Annotated in this window: 21 protein-coding genes and 1 pseudogene; 12 read left to right on the top strand and 10 right to left on the bottom strand. The window is 71.6% G+C overall.

Annotated elements, in window-relative coordinates; translation table 11 throughout:
• Positions 1 to 7 precede the first annotated feature (7 nt).
• The 4 genes from ACH34S_RS25445 to ACH34S_RS25430 are packed head-to-tail and all read left to right on the top strand — an operon-like array spanning position 8 to position 4,243.
• Entirely contained in the window at positions 8 to 529 is a 522-nt protein-coding gene (locus ACH34S_RS25445) for a GPW/gp25 family protein (protein ID WP_395955298.1), read from the top strand.
• A complete protein-coding gene (locus ACH34S_RS25440; protein WP_395955297.1) occupies positions 529 to 2,481 on the top strand; it encodes a putative baseplate assembly protein in 1,953 nt (650 codons plus the stop codon). The genes ACH34S_RS25445 and ACH34S_RS25440 overlap by 1 nt, the downstream gene beginning before the upstream one ends.
• The gene (locus ACH34S_RS25435) at positions 2,478 to 3,029 is read left to right on the top strand and encodes a phage tail protein (RefSeq protein WP_395955296.1); all 552 of its coding nucleotides are present in this window, start codon (positions 2,478 to 2,480) and stop codon (positions 3,027 to 3,029) included. Before ACH34S_RS25440 ends, ACH34S_RS25435 begins: the two co-directional genes overlap by 4 nt.
• Entirely contained in the window at positions 3,026 to 4,243 is a 1,218-nt protein-coding gene (locus ACH34S_RS25430) for an NADase-type glycan-binding domain-containing protein (RefSeq protein WP_395955295.1), read from the top strand. Before ACH34S_RS25435 ends, ACH34S_RS25430 begins: the two co-directional genes overlap by 4 nt.
• A gap of 5 nt (positions 4,244 to 4,248) precedes the next feature.
• On the opposite strand, the gene ACH34S_RS25425 is transcribed toward ACH34S_RS25430, so the two are convergent.
• Positions 4,249 to 4,905 (bottom strand): response regulator, encoded by a 657-nt coding sequence (locus ACH34S_RS25425; RefSeq protein ID WP_395955294.1) that lies wholly within the window; start codon positions 4,903 to 4,905, stop codon positions 4,249 to 4,251.
• The gene (locus ACH34S_RS25420; RefSeq protein ID WP_395955293.1) at positions 4,893 to 6,155 is read right to left on the bottom strand and encodes a sensor histidine kinase; all 1,263 of its coding nucleotides are present in this window, start codon (positions 6,153 to 6,155) and stop codon (positions 4,893 to 4,895) included. The genes ACH34S_RS25425 and ACH34S_RS25420 overlap by 13 nt, the downstream gene beginning before the upstream one ends.
• 173 nt (positions 6,156 to 6,328) lie before the next feature.
• Here ACH34S_RS25420 and ACH34S_RS25415 point away from each other — a divergent pair, with 173 nt between their 5' ends.
• The 6 genes from ACH34S_RS25415 to ACH34S_RS25390 all read left to right on the top strand — a co-directional run bounded on the left by ACH34S_RS25415 (position 6,329) and on the right by ACH34S_RS25390 (position 11,026).
• Positions 6,329 to 6,562 (top strand): hypothetical protein, encoded by a 234-nt coding sequence (locus tag ACH34S_RS25415; protein WP_395955292.1) that lies wholly within the window; start codon positions 6,329 to 6,331, stop codon positions 6,560 to 6,562.
• 495 nt (positions 6,563 to 7,057) lie between these two features.
• Positions 7,058 to 7,411 carry a hypothetical protein gene (locus ACH34S_RS25410; protein WP_395955291.1) on the top strand — a complete coding sequence of 118 codons (354 nt, stop codon included), beginning with the start codon at positions 7,058 to 7,060 and terminating at the stop codon, positions 7,409 to 7,411.
• Positions 7,412 to 7,439: 28 nt separating this feature from the next.
• Entirely contained in the window at positions 7,440 to 8,003 is a 564-nt protein-coding gene (locus ACH34S_RS25405; RefSeq protein ID WP_395955290.1) for a hypothetical protein, read from the top strand.
• A complete protein-coding gene (locus ACH34S_RS25400; protein ID WP_395955289.1) occupies positions 8,000 to 8,863 on the top strand; it encodes a DUF692 domain-containing protein in 864 nt (287 codons plus the stop codon). The genes ACH34S_RS25405 and ACH34S_RS25400 overlap by 4 nt, the downstream gene beginning before the upstream one ends.
• Positions 8,856 to 9,779 (top strand): putative DNA-binding domain-containing protein, encoded by a 924-nt coding sequence (locus ACH34S_RS25395; RefSeq protein ID WP_395955288.1) that lies wholly within the window; start codon positions 8,856 to 8,858, stop codon positions 9,777 to 9,779. The genes ACH34S_RS25400 and ACH34S_RS25395 overlap by 8 nt, the downstream gene beginning before the upstream one ends.
• Positions 9,776 to 11,026: a ferritin-like protein gene (locus tag ACH34S_RS25390; RefSeq protein ID WP_395955287.1), complete on the top strand. Its 1,251-nt coding sequence runs from the start codon at positions 9,776 to 9,778 to the stop codon at positions 11,024 to 11,026. Before ACH34S_RS25395 ends, ACH34S_RS25390 begins: the two co-directional genes overlap by 4 nt.
• Positions 11,027 to 11,308: 282 nt before the next feature.
• Here ACH34S_RS25390 and ACH34S_RS25385 read toward each other — a convergent pair.
• The 7 genes and pseudogenes from ACH34S_RS25385 to ACH34S_RS25355 all read right to left on the bottom strand — a co-directional run.
• A pseudogene (locus tag ACH34S_RS25385) lies at positions 11,309 to 11,452 on the bottom strand (hypothetical protein); the annotation flags it as partial.
• A gap of 199 nt (positions 11,453 to 11,651) precedes the next feature.
• Entirely contained in the window at positions 11,652 to 12,446 is a 795-nt protein-coding gene (locus ACH34S_RS25380) for a purine-nucleoside phosphorylase (protein WP_395955286.1), read from the bottom strand.
• Positions 12,443 to 13,645, bottom strand: coding sequence for an amidohydrolase (locus tag ACH34S_RS25375; protein WP_395955285.1), 1,203 nt, complete (start codon positions 13,643 to 13,645; stop codon positions 12,443 to 12,445). Before ACH34S_RS25375 ends, ACH34S_RS25380 begins: the two co-directional genes overlap by 4 nt.
• 56 nt (positions 13,646 to 13,701) lie before the next feature.
• Positions 13,702 to 15,339 carry an ABC transporter permease gene (locus ACH34S_RS25370; RefSeq protein WP_395955284.1) on the bottom strand — a complete coding sequence of 546 codons (1,638 nt, stop codon included), beginning with the start codon at positions 15,337 to 15,339 and terminating at the stop codon, positions 13,702 to 13,704.
• A complete protein-coding gene (locus ACH34S_RS25365) occupies positions 15,336 to 16,175 on the bottom strand; it encodes an ABC transporter ATP-binding protein (RefSeq protein WP_395955283.1) in 840 nt (279 codons plus the stop codon). Before ACH34S_RS25365 ends, ACH34S_RS25370 begins: the two co-directional genes overlap by 4 nt.
• Before the next feature lie 8 nt (positions 16,176 to 16,183).
• Entirely contained in the window at positions 16,184 to 17,236 is a 1,053-nt protein-coding gene (locus ACH34S_RS25360) for an ABC transporter substrate-binding protein (RefSeq protein ID WP_395955282.1), read from the bottom strand.
• A 56-nt stretch (positions 17,237 to 17,292) separates the two neighbouring features.
• Positions 17,293 to 18,039 carry an FCD domain-containing protein gene (locus ACH34S_RS25355; protein WP_395955281.1) on the bottom strand — a complete coding sequence of 249 codons (747 nt, stop codon included), beginning with the start codon at positions 18,037 to 18,039 and terminating at the stop codon, positions 17,293 to 17,295.
• A gap of 123 nt (positions 18,040 to 18,162) precedes the next feature.
• Here ACH34S_RS25355 and ACH34S_RS25350 point away from each other — a divergent pair, with 123 nt between their 5' ends.
• Positions 18,163 to 18,930 carry a nucleoside phosphorylase gene (locus tag ACH34S_RS25350; protein WP_395955280.1) on the top strand — a complete coding sequence of 256 codons (768 nt, stop codon included), beginning with the start codon at positions 18,163 to 18,165 and terminating at the stop codon, positions 18,928 to 18,930.
• Positions 18,931 to 19,021: 91 nt separating this feature from the next.
• Complete coding sequence (locus ACH34S_RS25345; RefSeq protein ID WP_395955279.1) at positions 19,022 to 20,329, top strand: MFS transporter; 1,308 nt, start codon at positions 19,022 to 19,024, stop codon at positions 20,327 to 20,329.
• A 722-nt stretch (positions 20,330 to 21,051) separates the two neighbouring features.
• Here ACH34S_RS25345 and zwf read toward each other — a convergent pair.
• Entirely contained in the window at positions 21,052 to 22,422 is a 1,371-nt protein-coding gene (gene zwf / locus ACH34S_RS25340) for a glucose-6-phosphate dehydrogenase (protein ID WP_395955278.1), read from the bottom strand.
• Positions 22,423 to 22,892 lie beyond the last annotated feature (470 nt).

Here is a 22,892-nt window from a genome sequence, read left to right as displayed (position 1 = left end):
TGCGGTGATGGGGGAGCAGTTCGTCGGCGCGGGCTGGGGGTTCCCGATGCGGGTCAGCGCGTCCGGCGGGATCGTCCTGGTCACCGGGGAGCGGGAGATCGAGGAGGCGATACGGCTGGTGCTGGCGACGGCGCCGGGCGAGCGCCCGACGCGGCCGGAGTTCGGCTGCGCGATCCACGACCTGGTGTTCGCGCCCGTCAACGAGGAGACCACGGGCCGCATCGCCTACGAGGTGCGCGGCAGCCTGGACCGCTGGGAGCCGCGCATCGAGGTCTCCGACGTGCGGGTGAGCGTGTCGCCCGACGACGGGTCGGTGCTGTTCATCGACGTCCGCTACGAGGTCCGCGGCACCAACAACCCGCGCAACCTGGTCTTCCCGTTCTACGTGATCCCGTCGCACGAGGAGCCGCCGCCCGGGGAGCCGCCGCCCGGGGAGCCGCCGCCCGGGGAGCCGCCGCCCGGGGATCCGGCAACCGGCGGCGGCGTCCCGCAGTACGCCGTCCCGTCTTCTCCCGAGAGCGAAGGCTGATGCCCCTTTCCGCGCCCAACCTCGACGACCGGCGCTTCCAGCAGTTCGTCGACGACGCCAAGCGCTACATCCAGCGGCGCTGCCCGGAGTGGACGGACCACAACGTCTCCGACCCGGGCGTGACGCTGATCGAGGCCGTCGCGCACATGGTCGACCAGCTCGTGTACCGGCTGAACCGGGTGCCGGACAAGAACCATGTGGCGTTCCTCGACCTGCTCGGCATCACGCTGCTGCCGCCCGCCGCCGCCCGCACCGATGTGACGTTCTGGCTGTCGGCGCCGCAGGAGGAGGACGTCGTGCTGCCCGCCGGGGTGGAGGTCGCGACGCGGCGCACCGAGCACGAGGACGCCGTCGTGTTCGCCACCGAGCGCGACCTGCGGGTCGTGCCGTGCGAGCTGGCCGCGGTCGCGGTGCAGCCCGAGGGCGGGACGACGGCCGACCACACCGCCGACGTCCGGGGCGGGCAGGACTTCGCGTGCTTCTCCGCCGCGCCCCGTCCGGGGGACGTGCTCGCGCTCGGGCTGTCGGCGGCGGTCCCGTCGTGCGCGGTGCTGATCCGGCTGGACAGCCGGGTCGACGGCGTCGGCGTCGACCCGCGGCAGCCGCCGCTGCGCTGGGAGGCGTGGACGGGCGAGGGCTGGCGGGAGTGCGAGGTCGCCTCCGACGGGACCGGCGGCCTGAACCGGTCCGGTGAGGTGGTCCTGCACGTGCCGGACGGGCACGTCATGTCCCGGCTCGGCGCCCAGGAGGCGGGCTGGCTGCGCTGCCGGGTGACGGAGCCGCTGCCCGGCCAGCCGTTCTATTCGGTGTCGCCGACCATCAGGCAGGCGGAGGCCGCGACCGTCGGCGGCACGACCGGGGCCGTCCACGCCGAGACGATCCGGGACGAGGCGCTCGGCGAGGCGGCGGGCGTCCCGGGAGAGCGGTTCCGGACGGAGCACGCCCCCGTGGTGGCCGGCGACCCCTCGCTCGTGCTGGAGTCGTCCGAGGGCGGCGGCTGGCGGGAATGGGAGGCCGTCGAGCACTTCGCCGCGTCCGGGCCCGCCGACCACCACTTCCGGCTCGACGCGGCGACCGGCGAGATCGCGTTCGGCCCGGCGGTCCGCACGCCGGACGGCGGGCTGCGGCAGTACGGCGCCGTCCCGGACAAGGGCGCGGTGCTGCGCGCGCGCCGGTACCGGACGGGCGGCGGCCGCGCCGGCAACGTGGCGCGCGGGGCGCTGAGCGTGCTGCGCACGTCCGTCCCGTACGTCACGCAGGTCGAGAACCGGGAGGCCGCGCGCGGCGGGGTCGACGCCGAGACCCTGGAGGAGGCCAAACGGCGTACGCCTGTCGCGCTGCGCGCCCAGGACCGTGCGGTGACCGCGCGCGACTACGAGGAACTGGCCCGCCGCGCCGCGCCCGACACCGCCCGGATCCGCTGCCTGCCGGTGGACGAGGCGGGCACCGGCGCGGTCCGGGTCCTGGTGGTGCCGCAGGCGGTGCCCGACCCGGGCGGGCGGCTCCGGTTCGAGCAGCTCGTCCCCGGCGACGACCTGCTGCGCCGGGTCACCCGCTACCTGGACGACCGGCGCCCGATCGGGATACGGCTGGCCGTGGGCCCGCCGTTCTACCAGGGCGTCACGGTCGTCGCGACGGTGCACGCGTTCGCCGCCGCCGAGGGCGAGGCCGTCCGCCGCGCGGCGCTGGACGCGCTGTACGCCCACCTCGACCCGCTGACCGGCGGCTCCGACGGCCGGGGCTGGCGGTTCGGGCGCCCGCTGCAGGCGGGCGAGGTCTTCGCCGTGCTGCAGCGCGTGCCCGGGGTCGAGCTGGTCGACGAGGTGCGCCTGCACGCCGCCGACCCGCTGACCGGCAAGCGCGGCGACGCGTCCGACCGGATCGACCTGGACGCCTCCGCCCTGGTGTTCTCCTACGACCACAAGGTCCGGGTGCTCGGAGGGGCGTCATGAGGGGCGCCGTCGACGGGCCGCGGTCGCCGCATCCGCTCGGTCCGCGGCTGCCCTCGGTGTTCGCGGACGACGACCTCGCCCAGCGCTTCGTGGCCGGTCTCGACGACCTCCTCGCCCCGCTGCTGACGGTGCTCGACAACCTGGAGGCGTACTTCTCGCCCGCGCTGGCCCCGCTCGACTTCGTCGGCTGGCTGGCCGGCTGGGTAGGCGCCGAGCTGCACGGCGACGAGACGGAGCCGCAGGCCCGCGCCGCCGTCGCGAAGGCGACGGGGCTGCACCGGCTGCGCGGCACCCGGCACGGCGTCGCCGCGGCGGTCCTGATGGCGTTCGGCGAGACGCCGGAGATCGTCGAGAGCGGCGGCGCGGCCTGGTCGGAACGTCCGCTCGGGGCGTTCCCGGGCGAGCCGGAGCCGCGCCTTGAGGTGTTCCTGCGGGTCGCGAACCCGTCCCGGGTGGACGAGCGGCGGCTGGACGCGCTCGTCGCGGCCGTCCGTCCGGCTCACATCCCCTACGCCGTGCACGTTCTGAAGAAGGGAACAGGGCAGTGACCTCGACCGGAGTTTGCGTCGACTGCGGGGCCACCGGTCAGGGCGGCTCGTTCTGCGACCGCTGCGGCGCCGTGCTGAACTGGACACCGCCACGCGGCACCCCCCGGCCGGCCCCGGCGGAGCAACGCTCCGAGCAGCGCCCCGGACGCCCCGGCACACCCGGCGGCCGTCCCGTGCCCCCGCCCGACGTTCCGCAGGATCGTCGCGTCGCTCCGCTGCCGCAGAATCCGCCACCGGCGCAAGAACCGCCCCCCGCGCAGGGCCGGCCACCCGCGCAGGAGGGGCCACCCGCGTGGGGGGAGCCGCCGCCCGCGCAGGACGAGCGCGCCCGGCGGCTGCTGATCCCGGTGGCTCCGGAGAACCGGCCCGCTCCCGTCCCCCAAGGGCCGACGCCTGTCCTGCCGGGCCGTCCGGAGGCGGCCCGGCCGCATGTGCGAACGGGGCGGGCGGACATGTCCGGCGGTGTCCCCTGCCCCTGGTGCGACACCCCGAACCCGCCCGGCCGGCACTTCTGCCGCCAGTGCGCGATGCGGCTGACCGCCGCCGGCAAGGACGGGTTCCGCACCCGCACCTGGTGGCAGCGGATCTTCCACGGCGAACGGGACGGGGAGGCGCCCTGGGCGGAGGAGCGGCCGAGGCTGCGCCGCGGCCCCGGCAACCTGCTGACCGTCGTAGCGCTGGTCATGGCGGGCGTCGCGCTGGCCGTGACGGTCGCGGTGAAGGCCGACGACGTGGCCGGCGGGGTCGTCGACCACTTCGTCAAGCGGGCACCCGTACCGCCGAACGGGACGACGGCGTCGCACTCCGACCCGAACCACGGACCCAAGCTCGCGATGGACGGCCTCAGCAACACCTTCTGGGGCACCGGACTCGGGGGCGGCGGCCAGGGCGCCTTCCTGGAGGCGTCGTTCTCCCAGCCCCGCCGCCTGCTCAACGTGATCATCACTTCGGGGATCTCGAAGCAGCCCGACCAGTACGCCACCCAGGGCCGCCCGCAGATCCTGGACGCGACGGTCTTCTCCTCCGATGGGAAGAGCAGGACCACGGCGCTGCGGCTCGACGACGCCCCGGGCCCGCAGAAGCTCAAGCTCCGCGGCGACAACGCCGTGCGGGTCAGGCTGACGATACGTTCCGCCTACGGGGCCGCCCCCGACCGGCAGGTCTGCATAGCGGAGGTGGAGTTCTTCACCCGGTCCACCGTCAAGACCCTGTGATGGGGTCAGACCTTGCAGTTGGCGTTCAGGTAGCGCAGGACGGCGGTGACGCGCCGGTCCGCCGTACTGTCGGGGTCGAGGTTGAGCTTGGCGAAGATGTTGCGGATGTGCTTGTGGACGGCTCCCTCGGTGACGACGAGCCGTCCGGCGATGGCGGTGTTGCCCAGGCCCTCGGCCATCAGGGCGAGCACCTCCAGCTCCCGGGGCGTCAGGCCGTCCAGCGTGCTGCCGGCGCTGGAGCGCTTGAGCAGCTGCGCGACGACCTCGGGGTCGATGGCCGTGCCCCCGCCCGCGACCCGGTGCAGCGCGTCGAGGAACTCCTCGACGCGTCCGACCCGCTCCTTGAGCAGGTAGCCGATCCGGTGGCCGCCGGCGTGGAGCAGCACGGTCGCGAACGCCTGCTCGACGTAGGCCGACAGCACGAGCACGGCCAGATCCGGATGGCGCCGCCGCGCCTCGACCGCGGCCCTGATGCCCTCGTCGGTGTGGGTCGGCGGCATCCGGACGTCGACGATGGCGATGTCGGGACGGTACTCGTCGACGGCCGCCAGGAACGCGTCCGCGTTCTCGGCGGTGGCCACCACGTCCAGCGACTCCGCGCGCAGCAGCAGCGCCAGCCCCTCGCGCAACAGGGGGTCGTCCTCGGCGATCACGATCCGCATGGGAGCTCCACATCGAGGGTCGTCGGCCCGCCGGGCGGGCTGGTCAGGGTGAGGTGGCCGTCGTGCGCCTCGATCCGGCCGCGGATCCCGGCGATGCCCGAACCGCCGCCCGCGTCGGCGCCGCCGACGCCGTCGTCCTCGATCCTCAGCCGCAGGTGGGCGCCCTGGCGGCGCACGGTCACCTGGGCGCGCCGCGCCCGGCTGTGCCGGGAGACGTTGGTGAGCGCCTCGGCCGTGACGAAGTACGCGGTCGCCTCGACGGAGGCGGCGCACCTGCCCGGCACGTCGACGTCCACCTGGCAGGGGACGCCGCAGTTCGCGGCGAGCCCTGCCAGCGCGCCGGCGAGGCCGCGGTCGTCCAGGACGGGCGGCAGGATGCCGCGCACGACCGTGCGGAGCTCGGCCAGCGCCTGCTCGGCCGCGTCCTGGGCGCGCTCCAGCATGACGAGCGCGCCCGCCGGGTCGCGGTCGAGCGCGCGGCGGGTGGCGCCGAGCAGCACGGTGACGCCGACCAGCCGGTTCTGCGCGCCGTCGTGCAGGGAGCGCTCGATGCGCCGCAGCTCCGTCGCGTGGGCGTCCAGCGCGGCGGCGCGGGTGGCCGACAGCTCGGCGACCCGCAGCGACAGGTCGGTGTCGGACGTGGCCGCCAGGAGCCGCCGTCCCGGCCACGCCTGCAGCCGGGCCATGGCCGGCGCGAGCAGCACGAACACCGCGGCCAGCCCGAGGCCGAGGATCGTGACCAGCAGCGCGTCGGAGTCGCTGTCGACCCTCCAGGACACGCCGGTGAGCTCGGTGTCCGGCGGGGGCAGGAACCGCCACCACAGGGGGTAGGTGATGTCCTGCACGGACGAGATCGGGAGTGTGATAGCCAACGCGCTGAAGGCCAGGCCGACCGTCCCGTGCACGAACACCCAGCACAGCTCGCGCCGGACACCGGTGTCGGCCAGCGCGTCGCGGACGCGGGACGGCGCGGGCCCGGGGCCGATGATCTCCGGGCCCCAGCGCGACAGCCGGGCGCGCTCCCGGGACGCCACGGCCCGTACGGCGTGCGGCACGCTGGGTGCCACCAGGAACCCCACGCCGACGACGCATAACAGCGCGACCGCCGTGCCCCACGCCATCGCGACGAACGCCAGCAGGGCCGTGCCGAGCCCGCCGACGAGATGCTCCAGGGCGTCCAGGACGGCCCGCGCGCGCTCGGAGAATGCACTTCCGGTCCGCCGGGGGATCTCCGGCCCGTCCGCCACCATCCGCACCCTCCTCGCGCCGACAACTCTAGGACGATTGGTTGCAAATCGCCCCACAAGCGTCGCGGGAGTACAGCCTGCTATACCACGGAGGACAGGTGAGCTGGATAGTGTGCGGATTTTGTGGTTCCTAAAGTGATTCGCGGAAACCGGAACCCCGCACCCCGGAGCACAAGATGAACGATTCTCACAGTAGCCCGGAGCCGCCGACCTCCCCCGCCGCGGCCCCGGACGCGCGCAGCGGAGCCGTCCGTCCGGTGCTGTGGGTGCTCCTGGTGCTCTGCGCGGCGGGCGACATGGTGGCGTGGCGAAGCGGCGTAGGCGCCGTGATCAGCCTGTCACTCGGCCTGGCCGCCCTAGCCTGCGCCGCCGCCCTAATAACCCACCACTACCGAAACCGCCCCACCTGACCACGCCCACCAGACGGCATGGAAACGACCTGTCGGCGCCGACAACCCCTGATCGCACATTGAACGCTGTCGATTAGGGCGGGCAGATGACCGGGGGCCTTGTCGGTGCGTCCCTGGGAGGGGCGACGTTCCAGCGCTGGACGCTGCGACCGGTCCCTCCGAGCAGGACAGGGCTCGTGGTCGACCCTCCGTGAGGGCTACATCTGTTTCGTGGCGGCCTCTCGCCTCCGTCAGTTGTCCGTCACCCTGGGAAACACCGTCCGTCACCGGCCGAGTCGCTGTCGCGCCGGGTTCCGCTCAAGGGCGAGTCGGCTTCATCCCCTTCGACTAGGCGATACGGCGCTGTCTGTGGCCGCTGGTGACAGTCGTTTCTTACCCCGGGGCGGCCGGTGGTTCGTCGAGTACTCGAACGCAGGAGCGATATCACCCTGTGTGGTCGCTGTGGCACGCTCGGCTATGGCAGCCGCCGTATCCGACAGCGAGCAGGGAGTCGTCATGGGCCGACGTGCACGGAAAGTGATGATGGTGGGGACGGCCGGGGTGTTTCTCGGCGGCGTTCTAACGTGCGCCGGGACGGCTCAGGCGGCGGGGCCGGCCATCGCGGCCAGGCAGGGATACGTCTGCGACCGGACCTATCAGGGCAACAAGGGCAAGGGCTGGGGCGTCGCCCACTGCGAGGCCGTCAACGGCGCTCCCGAGCAGGGCGAGATTCGCGGCGCCTTCCTGATCGACTCCCGGAACGGCACCGACCACACCTTCGTGTGCAGGGACCTCTCCCCGGACGGCTACCCGTCCGGCAACGCGGAGCTCCCCCGCAAGGTCTACGGCTTCTACTGCGAGGCCATCTGAGTCCGGGCAAGGGACGAAAGGAGTGAGCATGGGCTCGACCAAGGGGCCGGACTGGCGTGACCGCCGGCTGACACCGCAGGACATCTCGGCGTTCATGGGCGGCGGCGAGGAAGGCGAACGCGAGCGCGCCCAGTCCCGCGAGGGCGGCGAGCAGCAGCGGAGCAAGGCGACGCACGAGGAGAAGGCGCCGGAACTGCACGTGTGCATGGGCCTCAACTCCTGCCAGGGGCATGGCCGCGGCGGGTCGGGCGCGATGGCCGGCATGGGGGAGTGCGCGACGGTCTTCCACGAGTGCCACGGCGCCAACGAATGCAGGGGCCAGGGCGGCTGCGGATACACCGGGCACGAGGGCGAGCAGTCCCTTCCCGGCGCGCAGGAGTGCCGCTACTCCGGAAGCTGCGCCACCCCGATCAACATCAGCCGGATCCACGCGGCCGGGCCCTACCGGGGCACGAGCGTGTGGAAGCGGGCCCGGAAGGTCTTCGAGCAGCGCATGTACGAGGCGGGCGTGCCGTTCGGCCCGTCGCCGGGTGAGGGCTTCCCCGACGACGTGGTGCCCGTCTACGAGCCGCCGCGGAAGAACGCCAAGTGACCAGCGAGGCGGTGGCCGTTCCAGGCGGCGCCCGGCCGGCCCCCGGCGGGCACGGCCTGGGGCTGGGCCTCGGGCTGCGTGCGCAGCACCTGCCCCACGTGCTCGACGAATGGCCCGCGGTCGGCTGGTTCGAGATCATTTCCGAGAACTTCATGGATTCGGGTGGCTACCCCCGCCACGCCCTGGACCGGATCGCCGAGCGGTACCCGATCGTCATGCACGGCGTGTCCATGTCGATCGGCAGCACCGACCCGCTCGACATGGACTACCTGCACCGGCTGCGGGGGCTGGCCGAGGGGGTCGGGGCGCTGTGGGTGTCCGACCACGTGTGCTGGACGGGCGTCGCGGGCGTGAGCACCCACGAGCTGCTGCCCGTCCCGTTCACCGAGGACACGCTGCGGCACATGGCCGGCCGCGTCGGCGTCGTCCAGGACGTGCTGGAACGGCCCCTCGTCCTGGAGAACCCCAGCACCTACGCGGCTTTCGCGAACTCGACGATGACCGAGTGGGAGTTCCTGGCGCGGCTGTGCGAGGAATCGGGCTGCGAGCTGCTGCTCGATGCCAACAATGTGTACGTCTCCGCGGTCAACCACGGCTTCGACCCGGAGGAGTACGTGCGGGAGTTGCCTCACGAGCGGGTGCGGCAGATCCATCTCGCCGGCCACACCGACCTCGGTACCCATCTGATCGACACTCATGACCGTCCGGTCAGCGCGCCGGTGTGGGATCTGTACCGGCTGGCGGTCGAACTCGCCGGGCCGACGCCGACGCTCCTGGAATGGGACGAGCACATCCCGCCGTTCCCCGAACTGCTCGGCGAACTGCGCAAGGCGGAGCGTTACCGGGTGAACGATGGCTGACCCGCCGGCACCGTCGCTGGAGCAGGCGCAGCACTGGCTCCAGGACGCCATCACCCGCCCCGGCGATCCCGCCGTCCCGGCCGCCGCGATGCTCGCCGGGGCGGGGCCGCTGACCGCGGAGCACGGGCTCGCCATCTACCGCAACGGCTACCGCAAGCGCCTGCTGGAGGCGATGCGGCGGCTTCACCCGGCCCTGTGCGTCCTGCTCGGCGCGGAGCTGTTCGACGAGTTCGCCACCGACTACCTGGACGCTCGCCCTTCGCGCTCCTACACGCTGGCCCGCCTCGACGAGGGCTTCGCCGACCACCTGACCGCCCGCCGCCCCGACTGGGACGCGCCCGCCGCGCGACGCGAGGCGTGGATCGACGTACTGATCGACCTGGCACGCTACGAGCGCGTCCACGCCGAGGTCTGTGACGGCCCCGGCGTCGAGGGCGAGCCGTCCCCCGGCGTAAACGGCCATGCGGGCGCCGCCGGCCGCGCCGACGCCGCCGGCGCCACCGTCGTGATGCCGGCCCCGTGCCTGCGGCTGATGCGGGTGTGCGCGCCCGTGCACCGCTACCACGCCGCCGTCCGCGCGGGTGAGCGGCCGGCGCCGCCGTCCCCGCGGCCGACGTGCCTGGCGATCTCGCGGCGCGACTACCGCGTCACCGTCACCCCGCTCGCCCCCGACGTGTTCGTGCTCCTGGACGCCCTTGCCTCCGGGACGTCCCTCGAAGCCGCGGCTCACACCGCATCGATGGTCCGCGCTGACGCGCGTGTGCGTCTGCGGGCGTGGATCACACACGGATGGCTGCGGCCCGTCCTGCGCGAGCCCGTCGTGCGCGAGCCCGTCCTTCGCCACTGTCCCGAACCCCGGACCATGCCTCCGGCCCCGCCCCACGTTCCGTCACAACACGAGGAGACGTCGCCATGAGCACCAGCGCCGCCAGTCAATCGACAGTCTCGATGCCGAAGGTGCTGAACGCCCACCCGGTCGACCCCGCCGCCGGGATCAGTACCAAAGAGGAGCTCCGCAACCACCTCATCCAGGCCGCGGCCGTGGAAATGCAGACGATCCCGATGTACCTGTACGCCGGCTACTCGATCGCCGGGCAGGGCACCTCGCGCTGGAGCCCCGGCATGAGCGCGCAGCGGCTCATCCGCAGCATCGTCATCGAGGAGATGCTGCACCTCTGCCTGGTGCGGAATCTTCTGGTCGCGATCGGCTGCGGAGACCAGGTGAAGTTCTACGACGAGAACTTCATGCCGGACTTCCCCGAGTACATGCTGCACCGCCATCCGCCGCTCCTGCTGACCCTCCGGCGGTGCACCAAGGACCTCGTCCGCGACGTCTTCATGGCGTTCGAGAGGCCCGACCCCGCGCCCGATGAGGGCGTCGCGCCCGCGGGCCAGTACCAGACGATCGGCCAGTTCTACGAGTCGCTCCGCAAGGGCGTGGAGAAGCTCAGCAACGATCCCAAGGCGAACCTCTGGAAGGACAACCGGCGGGAGGTGCAGTATGTGTCGGCCTACTGGAACAAGGACGGCGGCGGCGCCCCCATGCTCATCGAGGACTACGCGACGGCCGAGAAGGCCCTGAAGGTCATCGTCGAGCAGGGCGAGGGCGCCAAGACCGGTCAGCACACCGTGCCGATCGACCCGGTCAACCCCAAGCCCGGGCTGGACGAGCTCCCGCACTACACCAAGTTCGAGCGGATCGCCGACGGCATCGAGCCCATCGGGCCGATCTGGAACGTCCCGGACGACCCCCAGTTCTTCATGTACGAGGAGAACGAGACCGCCAACGCCCTCAGCAAGCTCTTCAACGCGGCGTACTGCTACGTGCTGCACCTGATCGACGTCCTCTACGAGACCTCCGGCGCGGACGTCCGTCCCGGTGCCACCAGCGAGCGCTGGAAACTGGAGCGCATGTTCATCTCGGCGATGCAGGGCGTCCTGGCCAATATCGCCGAGCTCATGGTCACGCTCCCGCTCGGCCCCGATCCATTCGGCGGCACCGAGGAACTGCAGATGGCGCCCACGTTCCAGTACGTCGAACTGCCCGAGACCGGGAAACTGCAGCACCTCATCGACCTGTGCGACAAGGCCATCACGCATGCCCCGCAACTGGGCGGCGACAACAGCGTCCGGTGGCTGCTCGCAAAGATGCCGGACGTGTAGCCCGCACCGTTGCAGCCATGCCAGTGCCCGAGCTGGGCGGATCACCTGCCGATCGAGCCGGTTCTGCGCTCGTGGTCGGTCAGGCCATTGCGGTACCGGCGTGACGGCTTCACCTTGCGGCCGATCCATCGCAGCCCGTGCAACCAGCTGTCGGCCCGGCTAAGCAGGGCATCGCCCTCTGAACGACGGCTCCCACACCACGGGCGTGGCGGCTCCGGCGTGCGCGGCGGTCGCAGGCACGGCAGGGCGGCGAGGCGCCCCCGTAACGTGTCGTCGTGACCGCGCCCCCGGGTCGTTGGCGATCACCAGATCGGCTCTCCGCGCCAGCGCCAGCGCGGGGGCCAGGTCGAGCGCGCCGGGTTCTTCGGGGTTGGGGAACGCGACGGTCGGGAAGTCGGGGTCGGGGAGCCGACGTTCAGGGACGACACCGCGTCCAGGTAGCGGCCCGGCCCTCGGTGGACGGGCCAGCGGAGGTCCAGCGGCAGGTCGTCCACGCGGCCGACGGCGTCGATCGCCCGGTCGTCGCCGCCGTCCAGGATCGCGCGGAGTTCGGTGCGGGTCTCCGGGTCCGGGTCCTGCGCCAGCCACTCCTCGGCGTCCCGGCGCAGGTCGCTCACGGCATCGCTCACAGCTTCGCCAGGACGGTCGCGAGGAGGGACCCCATCCGGCCGGCGGACGCGCGTCCCGCCGCCAGGACCTCCTCGTGGTCGAGGGGCTCCTCCGACAGACCGGCCGCGATGTTGGTGACCAGCGAGATCCCGAGGACGTCGGCGCCGCCGCGCCGGGCCTCGATCGTCTCCAGGACGGTCGACATGCCGATCAGGTCCGCGCCCAGCGTGCGGAGCATCCGGATCTCGGCGGGCGTCTCGTACGTCGGGCCCCGCAACGCCGCGTACACCCCCTCCGACAGCGTCGGGTCGACCTCCCTCGCGAGGGTCCTGAGCCGTCCCGAGTAGGCCTCGGTCAGGTCCAGGAACGTCGCGCTGGTCAGCGGATTCGCGCCCGACAGGTTCAGATGGTCGGAGATCAGCACCGGCTCGCCGACCTTCTGGTGCTCGGGCCGCAGCCCGCCCGCCGCGTTGGTGAGCACCATCGTCGGCACCCCGGCGGCCAGCGCCGTCCGGACCGGATGGACGACCGCGTCGACGCCGTGCCCCTCGTACAGGTGCGTCCGGCCCAGGAACACCAGGGTGCGGCGCCCGGCGACGTCCACGACCCGGACGCGTCCCGCGTGCCCTTCGGCGGCCGGGGGCGCGAAGCCCGGCAGCTCGGTGACCAGCAGGTCGGCGGACGGGGTGCCGAGCGCGTCGGCGGCCGGGACCCAGCCCGAACCCATCACCAAAGCGACGTCGAAGGAGTCCACGGACGCGCGAGCGCGCAACTCATCCGCGGCAGCTCGCGCCAATGCGAAGGCGTTCATGTGCGCACCAGAGTTCCGGAGCGGGCGACGATCTTCCCGCGCTTCATGACGAGCGTTCGTTGCGGTGGGGTCACGACGATCTCGCCGATCGCTTCTCCGGGGAGGACGACGAGATCGGCGACGTCCCCGGGCTTGAGGTCGCATGGCGGGGCGCCGAGGACCTCGCGGCCCAGGGTCGTGCCCATGGTGACCGCGAACTCCAGGTCTTCGTCCCTGCGCCAGTAGCGCTTGTAGGCCATGAACATCGCCCTGGAGAGGATGTCGCCTTCGCCCCACGGCGACCAGCGGCTTCGGGCGGAGTCGGAGCCGAGGCACATCCGCACGCCCATCGCGTGCAGGGCCTTGACGTCGGGCACCGGCAGGAGCCCGTGCACGCCGACGGCGACGGCGATGTCCGCGTCGGCGAGCACCGAAACCAGCCGCTCGAACTGCGGCGGTGTCGGTTCGGCCAGGCTGAACACGTCGCAGAGGCTGACCTTGCCCTGCATGCCCAGTGCCTTGACCCGCTCGGCGATCCGCTCGATGAGCCAGATGCCGAGCTCGCCGGACTCGTGCGCGTGGAAGTCCACCGGTACCTGGTACTTCTCGGCGAGGCCGAAGACGATGTCGAGCTGGCGTGCCGCGTCGCCGTCGACGCCGGCGGGGTCCAGCCCGCCGATGGCGTCGGCTCCGGCGCGCAGGGCTTGTTCGAGCAGTTCGGCGGTGCCGGGCTTCCGCAGGATGCCAAGCTGGGGGAACGCGACGATCTGCAGGTCCGCGAGGTCGGCCATCTCCTCGCGCACCTGGAGCAGGCCGTGGACGCCGTCGAGGCCGATTTCCGGGGCCACGTCGGTGAAGGTCCGGATGGACGTCGAGCCGTAGGCGACGCACATGTCGAGGAAGGTGCGCGCCCGGGTGGCGACCGGGGTCGTGGTCTCCGCCCACTGCCGCAGCTGGTCGTCGAACATCTGCTCCATGGTGATCGGCTCCGACGTACGCCGGACCCACGGCTCGCCCCACAGGCTCTTGTCGGCGTGGGCGTGGCCGTCGACGAAGCCCGGCAGGACGATCTGCCCGGCGAGCTCTTCGACGTGGTCGGCCGGGCCGAGGTCGGCAGGCGGCTGTGTGCCGACGGCGTGGATCGTCCCGTCGGCGACGGTGATGACCTGCGGGTCGCCGGCGCCGTTCACACGGACGTTGGACAGGATGATTCTCGACATGATTCGCCTTCTCATACGTCCCGGAGTCCGGGACCGTAATTGGTCGTGCCTTGCGGTTATTCGAGGCGGCTGAGCGCGATGTCCTCCAGCGCAGCGGCCAGGCGGTAGGCCATGAGCGAGGCCAGCAGGACGATGGCGACCCCGCCCCAGACGAAGTCGTAGTCCGACAGGGTCGCGGCGACGGTCATGGAGGCGCCCAGCCCGTAGCCGGTGGCGAGCCATTCCGCGACCATGGCCGCGCCGATGGACAGCGGCAGCGCGATCTTGACCGAGGCCAGCAGCGCCGGCAGCGCGTACGGGATGAGCAGCTTCGTCAGGTGGTGCCTGCGCCCCGCTCCGACGGCGGTGAGCAGGTCCACGGCGCTGCGCGGGACCGCTCTCATCGCGAGCAGGACGTTGACGAGGATCGGGAAGAACGTCATCACCGCGATCAGGACCGTCACGGCGACGATCCCCCGCCCGAACATGAGCGCGAGCAGCGGCATCGCGGCCACGATCGGGATCGACCGGAGGGCGATCGAGATGGGCATCAGCACCCGCTCGATCACCGGGAACTCGTGCGCGACCACCGCCATCGCCACCGCGAGGACCAGCCCGACCAGGAACCCGACGCCGGCGTCGCCGAGGGTGCGCAGCAGCGACGACAGCATGTACGGCAGCGGCGCCTCCGCCTCGCCGGAGGCGGTGACCAGCTGGGTGTCGCCGGTGGCGAAGTAGGGCCCGACCTCCAGCGGGCCCCGCGCGACCTCGGTGCCGCCCGGGACGACGAGGACGAGCAGCCACCAGCCGAGCACGACGCCCGCCAGCGTCCCGACCGCGGCGAAGGCGGCGCGCAGCACCCGGGCGGCCCGGCGCGCGTCGCGCCGGCCGGGGCGGGCCGCCCGCGCGTCGAGGACGGTGTCCGCCGAGCGGGTCCACGGCAGGATCAGCCGCACGATCAGCGGCAGTACCAGGAACGCGACGGCGGCCAGTAGCGAGGTCACGATCGCCAGGCCCCAGGCGCGGGGGACGTCGAACGCGCCCTGGGCCTGGATCATCGCGACCCCGAGCCCCTCCTCGCCGCCCATGTACTCCCCGATGATCGCGCCGAGGATGGCGCTGGGCGCCGCGACCTGGAGGCCGCCGACGAGGCTCGGGATCGCGGCGGGCAGCCGCACCTTGCGGATCACCGTCCACTCCGAGCCGCCGGCGGCGCGCACCACGTCGACCGAGGTCCGGTCGACGCTGCCCAGGCCGAGGATGGCGGCGACCAGGGTGGTGAAGACCACGGCCTGGGCGGCGAGGATCACGCTCGGGATGTTGCCGCGGAAGGCGATCGCGAGCAGCGGGGCGATGGCGATGAGCGGCAGCGCGATGGCGCCGACCGCGACCCGCTCGAAAAGTGCCTGAACGCGGGGGAAAGGTAGCGTGCACAGCGCCAGCGCGATCGCTATGCCGTTGCCCCAGAGGTACCCCTGCAACGCGGACGACATGGTGACGGTCGCGTTCGGCACGTAGTAGCCGGCGTCGTCCCGCATCTGCGCGAGCACGTCGGCGGGCGGCGGCACCAGCGACCCGAGCCCGCCGAGCGACATCACCTGCCACGCGATGACCAGGACCGCGACCGTCAGAAGCGGCGGGACGACGTGCCGCAGGCCCGCGATGCGAGTCCGGGCGCCCAGGCGCGCGGTGCGGGGCCGGGCCGCGGTGCTCATGGGGCGGTCCCGTTCTCGCGGCTGGTGAACAGCTTCTCCGACAGCTCGTCGCACAGCGCGTGGAACGCGGTGTCCTGCAGGATCTCGGGCGTGCGCGGCCTGGGCAGGTCGACGCGGACGACGTCGAGGATCGTTCCAGGACGGGGTGACATCAGAACGACGGTGTCCGAGAGCAGCACGGCCTCGGCGATGCCATGGGTGACCAGCACCGTGGTCGTGCCCCGCTCGGCCCAGATCCGTTGCAGCTCGAAGTTGAGCCGCTGCCGGGTCAGGTCGTCCAGGGCCCCGAACGGCTCGTCCAGCAGCAGGAGTTCGGGGTCGGTGACCAGGGACCGGGCCAGCGACACCCGCTGGCGCATGCCTCCGGACAGCTGCGACGGCCGCGCCTTCTCGAACCCCGTGAGGCCGACGAGCCGGATCAGGTCGGCGACCGCGGCGCCGTCGCGGCGACCGGCCACCTCCTGCGGGAGCCGGATGTTCGCCTCCACGCTCCGCCACGGCAGCAGGCCCGCGTCCTGGAACGCGATGCCGACGCCGTGCCCCTCGCGCAGCTCGCGCGGCGTCCGGCCGTGGACCGTGACAGTCCCGGCGGTGGGCGTCTCCAGGTCGGCCAGCATCCGCAGGACCGTGGACTTGCCGCACCCGGACGGCCCCAGCAGCCCGACGAACTCGCCGCGGCGCGACTCGAAGGAGAACTCGCGCAGCGCCTCGACCGGCGCCCCTTTCCCGGCGAACGTCTTCTTCAGGCCGCTCGTGCGAATCCCTTCGGGGCTCTGGGCGCCGTCTGTGGTGGCGCGGGCCTTCTCGGTGTCCGGCAGCGTTCTCTCCTCCGGCATGGCGGGCCTCATCCCCCGAGCAGCTCGTTGGTGAACAGCGACCTGTCGAGCTTGATCCCGATGCTGGTCAGGCTCGTGATCGTCTCCTCGATGAGCGCGTCCGACATCCAGAACAGCCCCTTGGCCCCGGTTCCGGACCCGTCACCCTTGACGTACGGCGCGATGGCGGCGAGCGACTTGGCCTGCTCGTCGAGCTTCAGGCCGAGCTTGGCGCCGTACCTCTTGATGATCACGTCGGCGGCGTGCTGCTGGTCGCGCAGCGCCGCCTCCCAGCCCAGCCTGCTGGCCGTCATGAACTTGCGGGCGCGCTCGCGGGCGGCGGGGTCGTCCAGCGTCTTCTGGGACGCGAAGAAGACGCTCTGCATCCGGTTGAACCCGAAGTCGGCCAGCGGCATCACGTGCGTCCTGACCCCGCGCAACGCCAGCGACACGGGCTGGTTGGACGCGAATCCCCAGATGGCGTCCACCTCGCGGGCGGCGAGCGGCGCGGGATCGAACTGGATCGGCACCAGCTTCACCTTGCTGACGTCGACGCCGTTGCGCTTCATGAACACCAGGGCCGTGTTCTTCCCGGCCAGGGTGATGCCGAGCTTCCTGCCCTCGATCTCCTTCGGATTCCGGACCGGACGGTCGGCGAGCGAGATCCAGGACTCGGGGCTCTTCAGCAGCCCGGCGCCGACGATCTTCAGCTTCGAGCCGCGGGCGACGGCGGTGGCGACGTTCTCCGGGATCGCCTCGACCCCGAGGTCGACGCGGTCCGTCGTGACCATGGGGACGACCGCGGAGTTCGGTCCGCCCGGCAGGATCTCGACGTCGAGCCCCTGCTTGGTGTAGAGCCCGTCCTCGGCCCCGACGAAGATTCCCGCGTACTCCGCGTTCGGAATCCAGGCGAGCTTCACCGTGAACCGGCCCTTGCCGGAGCCGTTGCCGCCGCCGGCGCTGGAGCCGCATGCGGCCAGCCAGGGGACGGCCGAGCCGACCGCGGCCACGGCCGCGCCCCGGCCGGCGACCCGGAGGAATGAGCGCCGGCCCAGGCCGGGCGGCGTGCAGGTGTGGGTCATTTCGTGCTCCCGAAAGAGTCGTCGTCGTGATCGCTGTGGGGATAAGGGGTAGCGCTCTACGCGAGGTCGTTTTCCGCGAGCAGCGTGTGGATGACGTGAGCGTTTCCGCTGTTGGCGAAGTGCTCCGTCTCACGGATCATTCCGTCGAGATGCACGACCATGAGCCGCTCGGCGCCGTCCGCATCCCGGTCCGAGATGCTCGCGACGATGTCGCGGTGCTCCTGGTCCCACCGAAGCAGTGCATCCTGCTTGATTCCGATCATGATGAGCAGTCGTTCGAGCAGGTCGAGGCGCTCGTCGAACAGGGTGGTGCTGATCGCCTGGATCTGCTTGTTGTGCGATGCCTGGCCGATCATCTTGTGGAAGGCGAGCCGCTCCCGCCAGCGTGCCTCGCCGCCCGTCTCGACCATCTCCCGGAGGCGGGTGAGCTCCTCCGGACGCGCCCGGAGCGCGGCGGCCCGCGCGGCCTCGCGCTCGATCCCCCGCCGCCCGATCAGGTGGTCGATCAGGTCGTGGACATCGCGCAGGGCCAGGGCGTCGGCGAAGGACGACTCCCGCCGGCTGTCCAGTCGCTGGTTGGCCGCGACGCGGCTCCCCTCCTCGGTGAGGACCCGCCCCTTCTTTCCCAGGGACAGGGTGAGGGCCCGCTCGTCGAGGTCGTTCAGCAGGCGGCTGACGGTCGACTCGCTGACGTCGAAGCCGCGTCCACGCAGGTGCCGGGTGGCCGCCCGCGCTCCCACGGGGCCCTCCTGGGCGTTCATGAACGCCAGAAGCTCGGACTCCATCACCGGCGTGTGCCGCACGGTTGCCTCCTCGTCGTCAGGCCGTGCCGGAACCGTAGGTGGCTCGTCCCTGTATGTCAATAGTGACGAACGTAGCCGGTTTATGACACTGTATGGCCGCAATTGACGTACGGAGGAATCTGGATGAACGCCGACAAGCTGGCCCACCACCTGCACCTTCGCAGCCGGGACGTGGGGCGGTACGCCCTCCTGCCCGGCAACCCCGACCAGGTGGCCTCGATCGCCGCGCTCCTCGACGCTCCGGAGTTCGTCGTCCGCAACCGCGAGTTCGAGACCTGGCGCGGCACGGTGGACGGCGAGACGGTCGTCGTGACCTCCACCGGCGTCGGCGGACCGTCCACCGCCCTGGCCGTGGAGGAACTGGCCGCGCTCGGAGTGGACACGATGATCCGGGTCGGCGTGTCGGGCACGATGCGACCCGGCACCCGCAACGGCGAGCTGGCCGTCCTCACCGCGGCGATCCGCGACGAGGGCACCACCAGGCAGTACCTGCCGGTCGAGTTCCCGGCGGTCGCGGACATCGACGTGGTACTCGCGCTGCGTCAGGCCGCGGACCGTGCGGGCGTCCCGTACACGTGCGGACCCGCGCACACCAAGGACTCCTACTACGGCGAGACGGAACCGGAGCGGATGCCGCTGGCATCCACACTGACCGAGCGTTTCGAGGCATGGCGCCGCGGCGGGGCCGTCTGCTCGGAGATGGAGACCGCCGCCGTGTTCATCGTCGGCACCGTCCTCAAGGTGCGCACGGGGAGCGTCGTGATGATGTGGAGCCAGGACGCCATCGACACCGGCACCGCCCCCTCCACCGCCCCGCTGTTCGCCACCGCCGTCGACGCGGTGCGCACGCTCATCTCCGGCCCGGTCCCGCAGCCCGCCCTCGGGGCGTGATGAACCCGGACGACGCATCCGCCCGAGGCCGCCAGGCCGCACAGGCGCACACCGCGTTCCGCGCAGTACCAAGCAACCTCGGTGACGCGACGTGACGAACCCCCCTCACCCGGAGGCGAAGGGGCGTTCGTCCGACCCGTCCGGCATGGACGGCCACGCCACCAGGGCGGCACGCGCTCATGCCGCGCTGGTGCTGGTCGCCGTCGTCCTCGTCGCCGTGAACCTCCGTGTCGCGGTGACGAGCCTCGGAGCCGTGCTCGACCAGGCCCGCAGCGACCTCGCGATGTCCACTCTCGCCACGTCGACCGCCGCGACCCTGCCGGTCGTGTGCTTCGGCGGCGTCGCCCTCGCGACGCCCCGGCTCATCCGGCGCATGGGCGCGAAGACCGGGCTCGGCCTCGCGCTCGGACTGCTGCTGGCCGGGCAGCTGATCCGTGTCGGCGCCGGCGAGGCCACCCTCCTCGCCGGCACCTTCGTCGCCTGCGCCGGCATCGCCGTCGGCAACGTGCTGATCCCCGTGATCGTCAAGATCGAGTTCCCGGCCCGCGTCGGCGAGGTCACCGGCGCCTACAGCGCCGCCATGTCCGGCGGGGCCGCGATCGGCGCCGCCGCGACCGTGCCGATCGGCGACGCCGCCGGCGGCTGGCGAGGCGGCCTCGCGGCCTGGTCCGTCCTCGCCGCCGCCGCTCTGGCGATCTGGCTGCCGCAGATGCGCCGGAGCCACGCGCCGGCCGAATCCCGCGCGCCGATGGCGGCCATGATCCGCAGCCCCGTCGCCTGGGCGGTCACCCTCCTCTTCGCGACCCAGTCCGTCCTCGCCTTCGTCGTCATGGCCTGGCTGCCGACCATCTACATCGACGCCGGCTTCGCGCCCGGCGAGGCCGGCACGCTTCTGGCCGTCGCGCTCCTCGTCGGCGTCCCGGTGTACTTCGTCGTCCCGGTCCTCGCGGCACGGCTACGGCGGCAGGGATTCCTCGGTGCGGGGATGACCGCCGTCCAGATCGTCGGCCTGGCCGGCCTCCTGCTCAGCCCGGAGTCGGTCCCCTGGCTCTGGGCAGTGCTCATCGGCATCGGTGGTGGCGTGTTCCCCCTGACCCTTGCGCTGTTCAGTATGCGAACCCGCACCGCGACGGATACCGCCACCCTGTCGGCGATGGCGCAGAGCGCCGGCTACCTCCTCGCCGCCCTCGGCCCGTTCACCATCGGCGTGTTGCGGGACGTCACCAACTCCTGGACCACACCGGTATTGGTCCTCATGGCGATATGCGTCGTCCAGACGGCCCTGTCCTTCAGCGCCGGAAAACCGCGCCTCGTGGGCAATCCGGGGACCGGGTCGACTCCCCATGAGCGAGGTCCACGCCGAGCGGCGAACCAACACTCCTCAGGCACCACCCCGTGACAGGACGCTCGGGGTCTGGTCGACCGGGTGTCCTTCGACCAAGATCGCGGATCTGGTTCGGCGGCGTGCGCGGATGCTGGATCCGCTTGGACAACTGGATGAGCCTAGCCCGGCGTTTGTCCAGAACATCAATGAACGCGCCGCTCAGATCGCCGGTGACCTGGAAGCCGAGCAGGCCAAGCTTCGAGACCTGCGGAGTACGGCAGCGCCGCGTCCGTATCCCGAACTGCTGGATCTGCTGCCGGTCGGGACGATCGATCTAGAGCGCGTTCCCGGTCCGGTGCTGCGGCGTCTGCTGGAGGTGTTCCGGCTGCGGAGGCGCTATGCCCGGAAGTCCGGTCTCGTGGAGTGCGAAGTCACGATCACGTCCGAGATCGTGAGGACTCAGCAGGATGCAGCGGCTGCGGCGATCGGTGGTGATGGAACAGGATCGCGCGCCGGTCTGGCCTACGGGGTCCGCCGCAGACCGGCGCTCACGGTCGCCCCATCGGGCGCCCGCCTGACGATCCCGTCCCGGTTCACAGTCTTCTGGTCGTCTGGATCCGTGGCCGAGGGTCTTCGAGGCGCTGGATCGGGAGAACGGCAACATCTCGGGTGCTGCTTGGCTGGTCGGGGGGAACCGTGCCATGGCGTGTGGCTGGGCGCGGGTGAGGGAGGCGGTCTGCGGTTTCTCGGCATCGTCGTTGTCGCCACCCTCGGGCCCATGTCCAGGCCCGTACGCGTCAGTCGAAGGTGGTGGAGATTTCGTGCCAGCCGCCGGGAACGAAGGTGGTGGCTTCGTCCGGGCCCCAGGTTCCTTTGGCGTAGGGGAGGGGCCGGGTGGGGAGGTCGAGGACGGGCTGGATGATGCGCCAGGATTCTTCGGCCAGGTCGAAGCGGACGAAGCGGCGGGGGTCGCCGGTCATCGCGTCGGTGAGGATGCGCTGGTAGGCCGCTTCCATCGGGCCCAGGACCTTGGTGAAGTCCACGCTGAGCGGGACTCGCCGGGTGCTGTCGCGCCCCGGGACCTTGGCGAGCAGGTCGAAGGTGACCCCCGCATCGGGCTGGATGCGGAAGCGGATCAGATTGGGCTCTGGGGCGCCGTCGAAGAAGCTGATGGGCGGGGTGCGGAGCTGGGCGACCACCTCCAGATCGGTGGTGCCCAGTGCCTTACCGGAGCGGATGTAGAACGGGACGCCGGCCCAGCGCCAGTTGTTGATGTGCAGGCACAGCGCGGCGTAGGTCTCGGTGGTCGAACCCTCACGGACGCCTTCGGTGGCGAGGTAGCCGTCGTACTGGCCGCGGATGACATCGCCGGGCGCGACGGCCTCGACGGCGCGCAGCACCCGCCACTTCTCGTCGATGAAGGCGCGTGAGTCGGTCGACGGCGGCGTGTCCATGGCCAGGAGCGCGAGGATCTGCAGAAGGTGGTTCTGGACGACATCGCGGATCGTGCCGTTGGCGTCGTAGAACGAGCCACGGTCGGCGACGTCGAAGTCCTCGGCCATCGTGATCTGCACGTTGTCGACGTAGTGACGGTTCCAGATCGGCTCCAGGAGCATGTTCTCGAACCGGAACATCAGCAGGTCCTCGATCGGCTCCTTGCCGAGGAAGTGGTCGACGCGCCTCAGATGGTCCTCGTCGAAGAACTTCAGCAACTCGGCGTTCAACGCCCGCGCCGACTCCAGGTCGTTGCCGAACGGCTTTTCGACGACCATCCGGGCGTTCCTGTTCAGGCCGACCTTGGCCAGGCCCTCGGCGACCGTCGCGAACAGCGAAGGAGGAACCGCGAGATAGTGAGTGAGGAATCCCGCATCGCCGACCTCGCCACGGATCGCATCGAAGGTGGCGCCGTCGGTGTAGTCGCCCGCGACGAGCCGGAGGTTCCCTGCGAACTTCTCGAACGCCGCGTCGTCCACCTTGTCGTGCTTGGCCTCGCAGGCCTCACGGGCCCGGCTTCGCAGCCCGGCCAGGTCGAGGTCGGTCTTGGCGACCCCCACGATCGGCTGGTCCAGCACCCCGTCCGCCGTCAGCTGGTACAACGCCGGAAGCAGCATCTTGTACGCCAGATTCCCGGTGATCCCGAACAGCACCATCGCGTCGGCCCGCTCCATCGCCGGCCCCCCTCTCCTCGGCTCACAGCTTGACGCCTCGGCCATCCGGAGAACAAGCGTCCCGTGGGTCGCATAGCGCTCGGTCATGGTCAGAACGTGTCGCCTCGTCTCCATCGATCCCGGTTCGCGTGTCGTTCCGCGCCGATGCCCGCCACTCGCCACGGCCGAGCGCCTGGCCCATTAACGAACACGGTGCACGGAGGTTTGTGTTGGCGGAGGGACCGTGACCACGCGGACCCCGCTCAGCGGGGGGCACGACTTGACGGTCGCGCTGCGGGCCTGCTCGTTGGTGAGATGGTCGACGGACGAAGGGCTTCCCGAAGGCGGCATTCGCCTCTCCGTCAACCAAAACCGGGGACCTGAACCCCATGCTTCTGACCTGCAATGTGCGGTTTGTGAGGGTGTCTCTAGGCGTGGCTCGTCCGTATCTGGGTGGCGGTACCTGGAGATCTTTCTTACCGCCGACGCGG

This window comes from Actinomadura sp. 3N508 (genome assembly GCF_044326375.1).
GTDB lineage: Bacteria > Actinomycetota > Actinomycetes > Streptosporangiales > Streptosporangiaceae > Spirillospora.
This window is presented reverse-complemented; position numbering and strand designations above follow the sequence as displayed.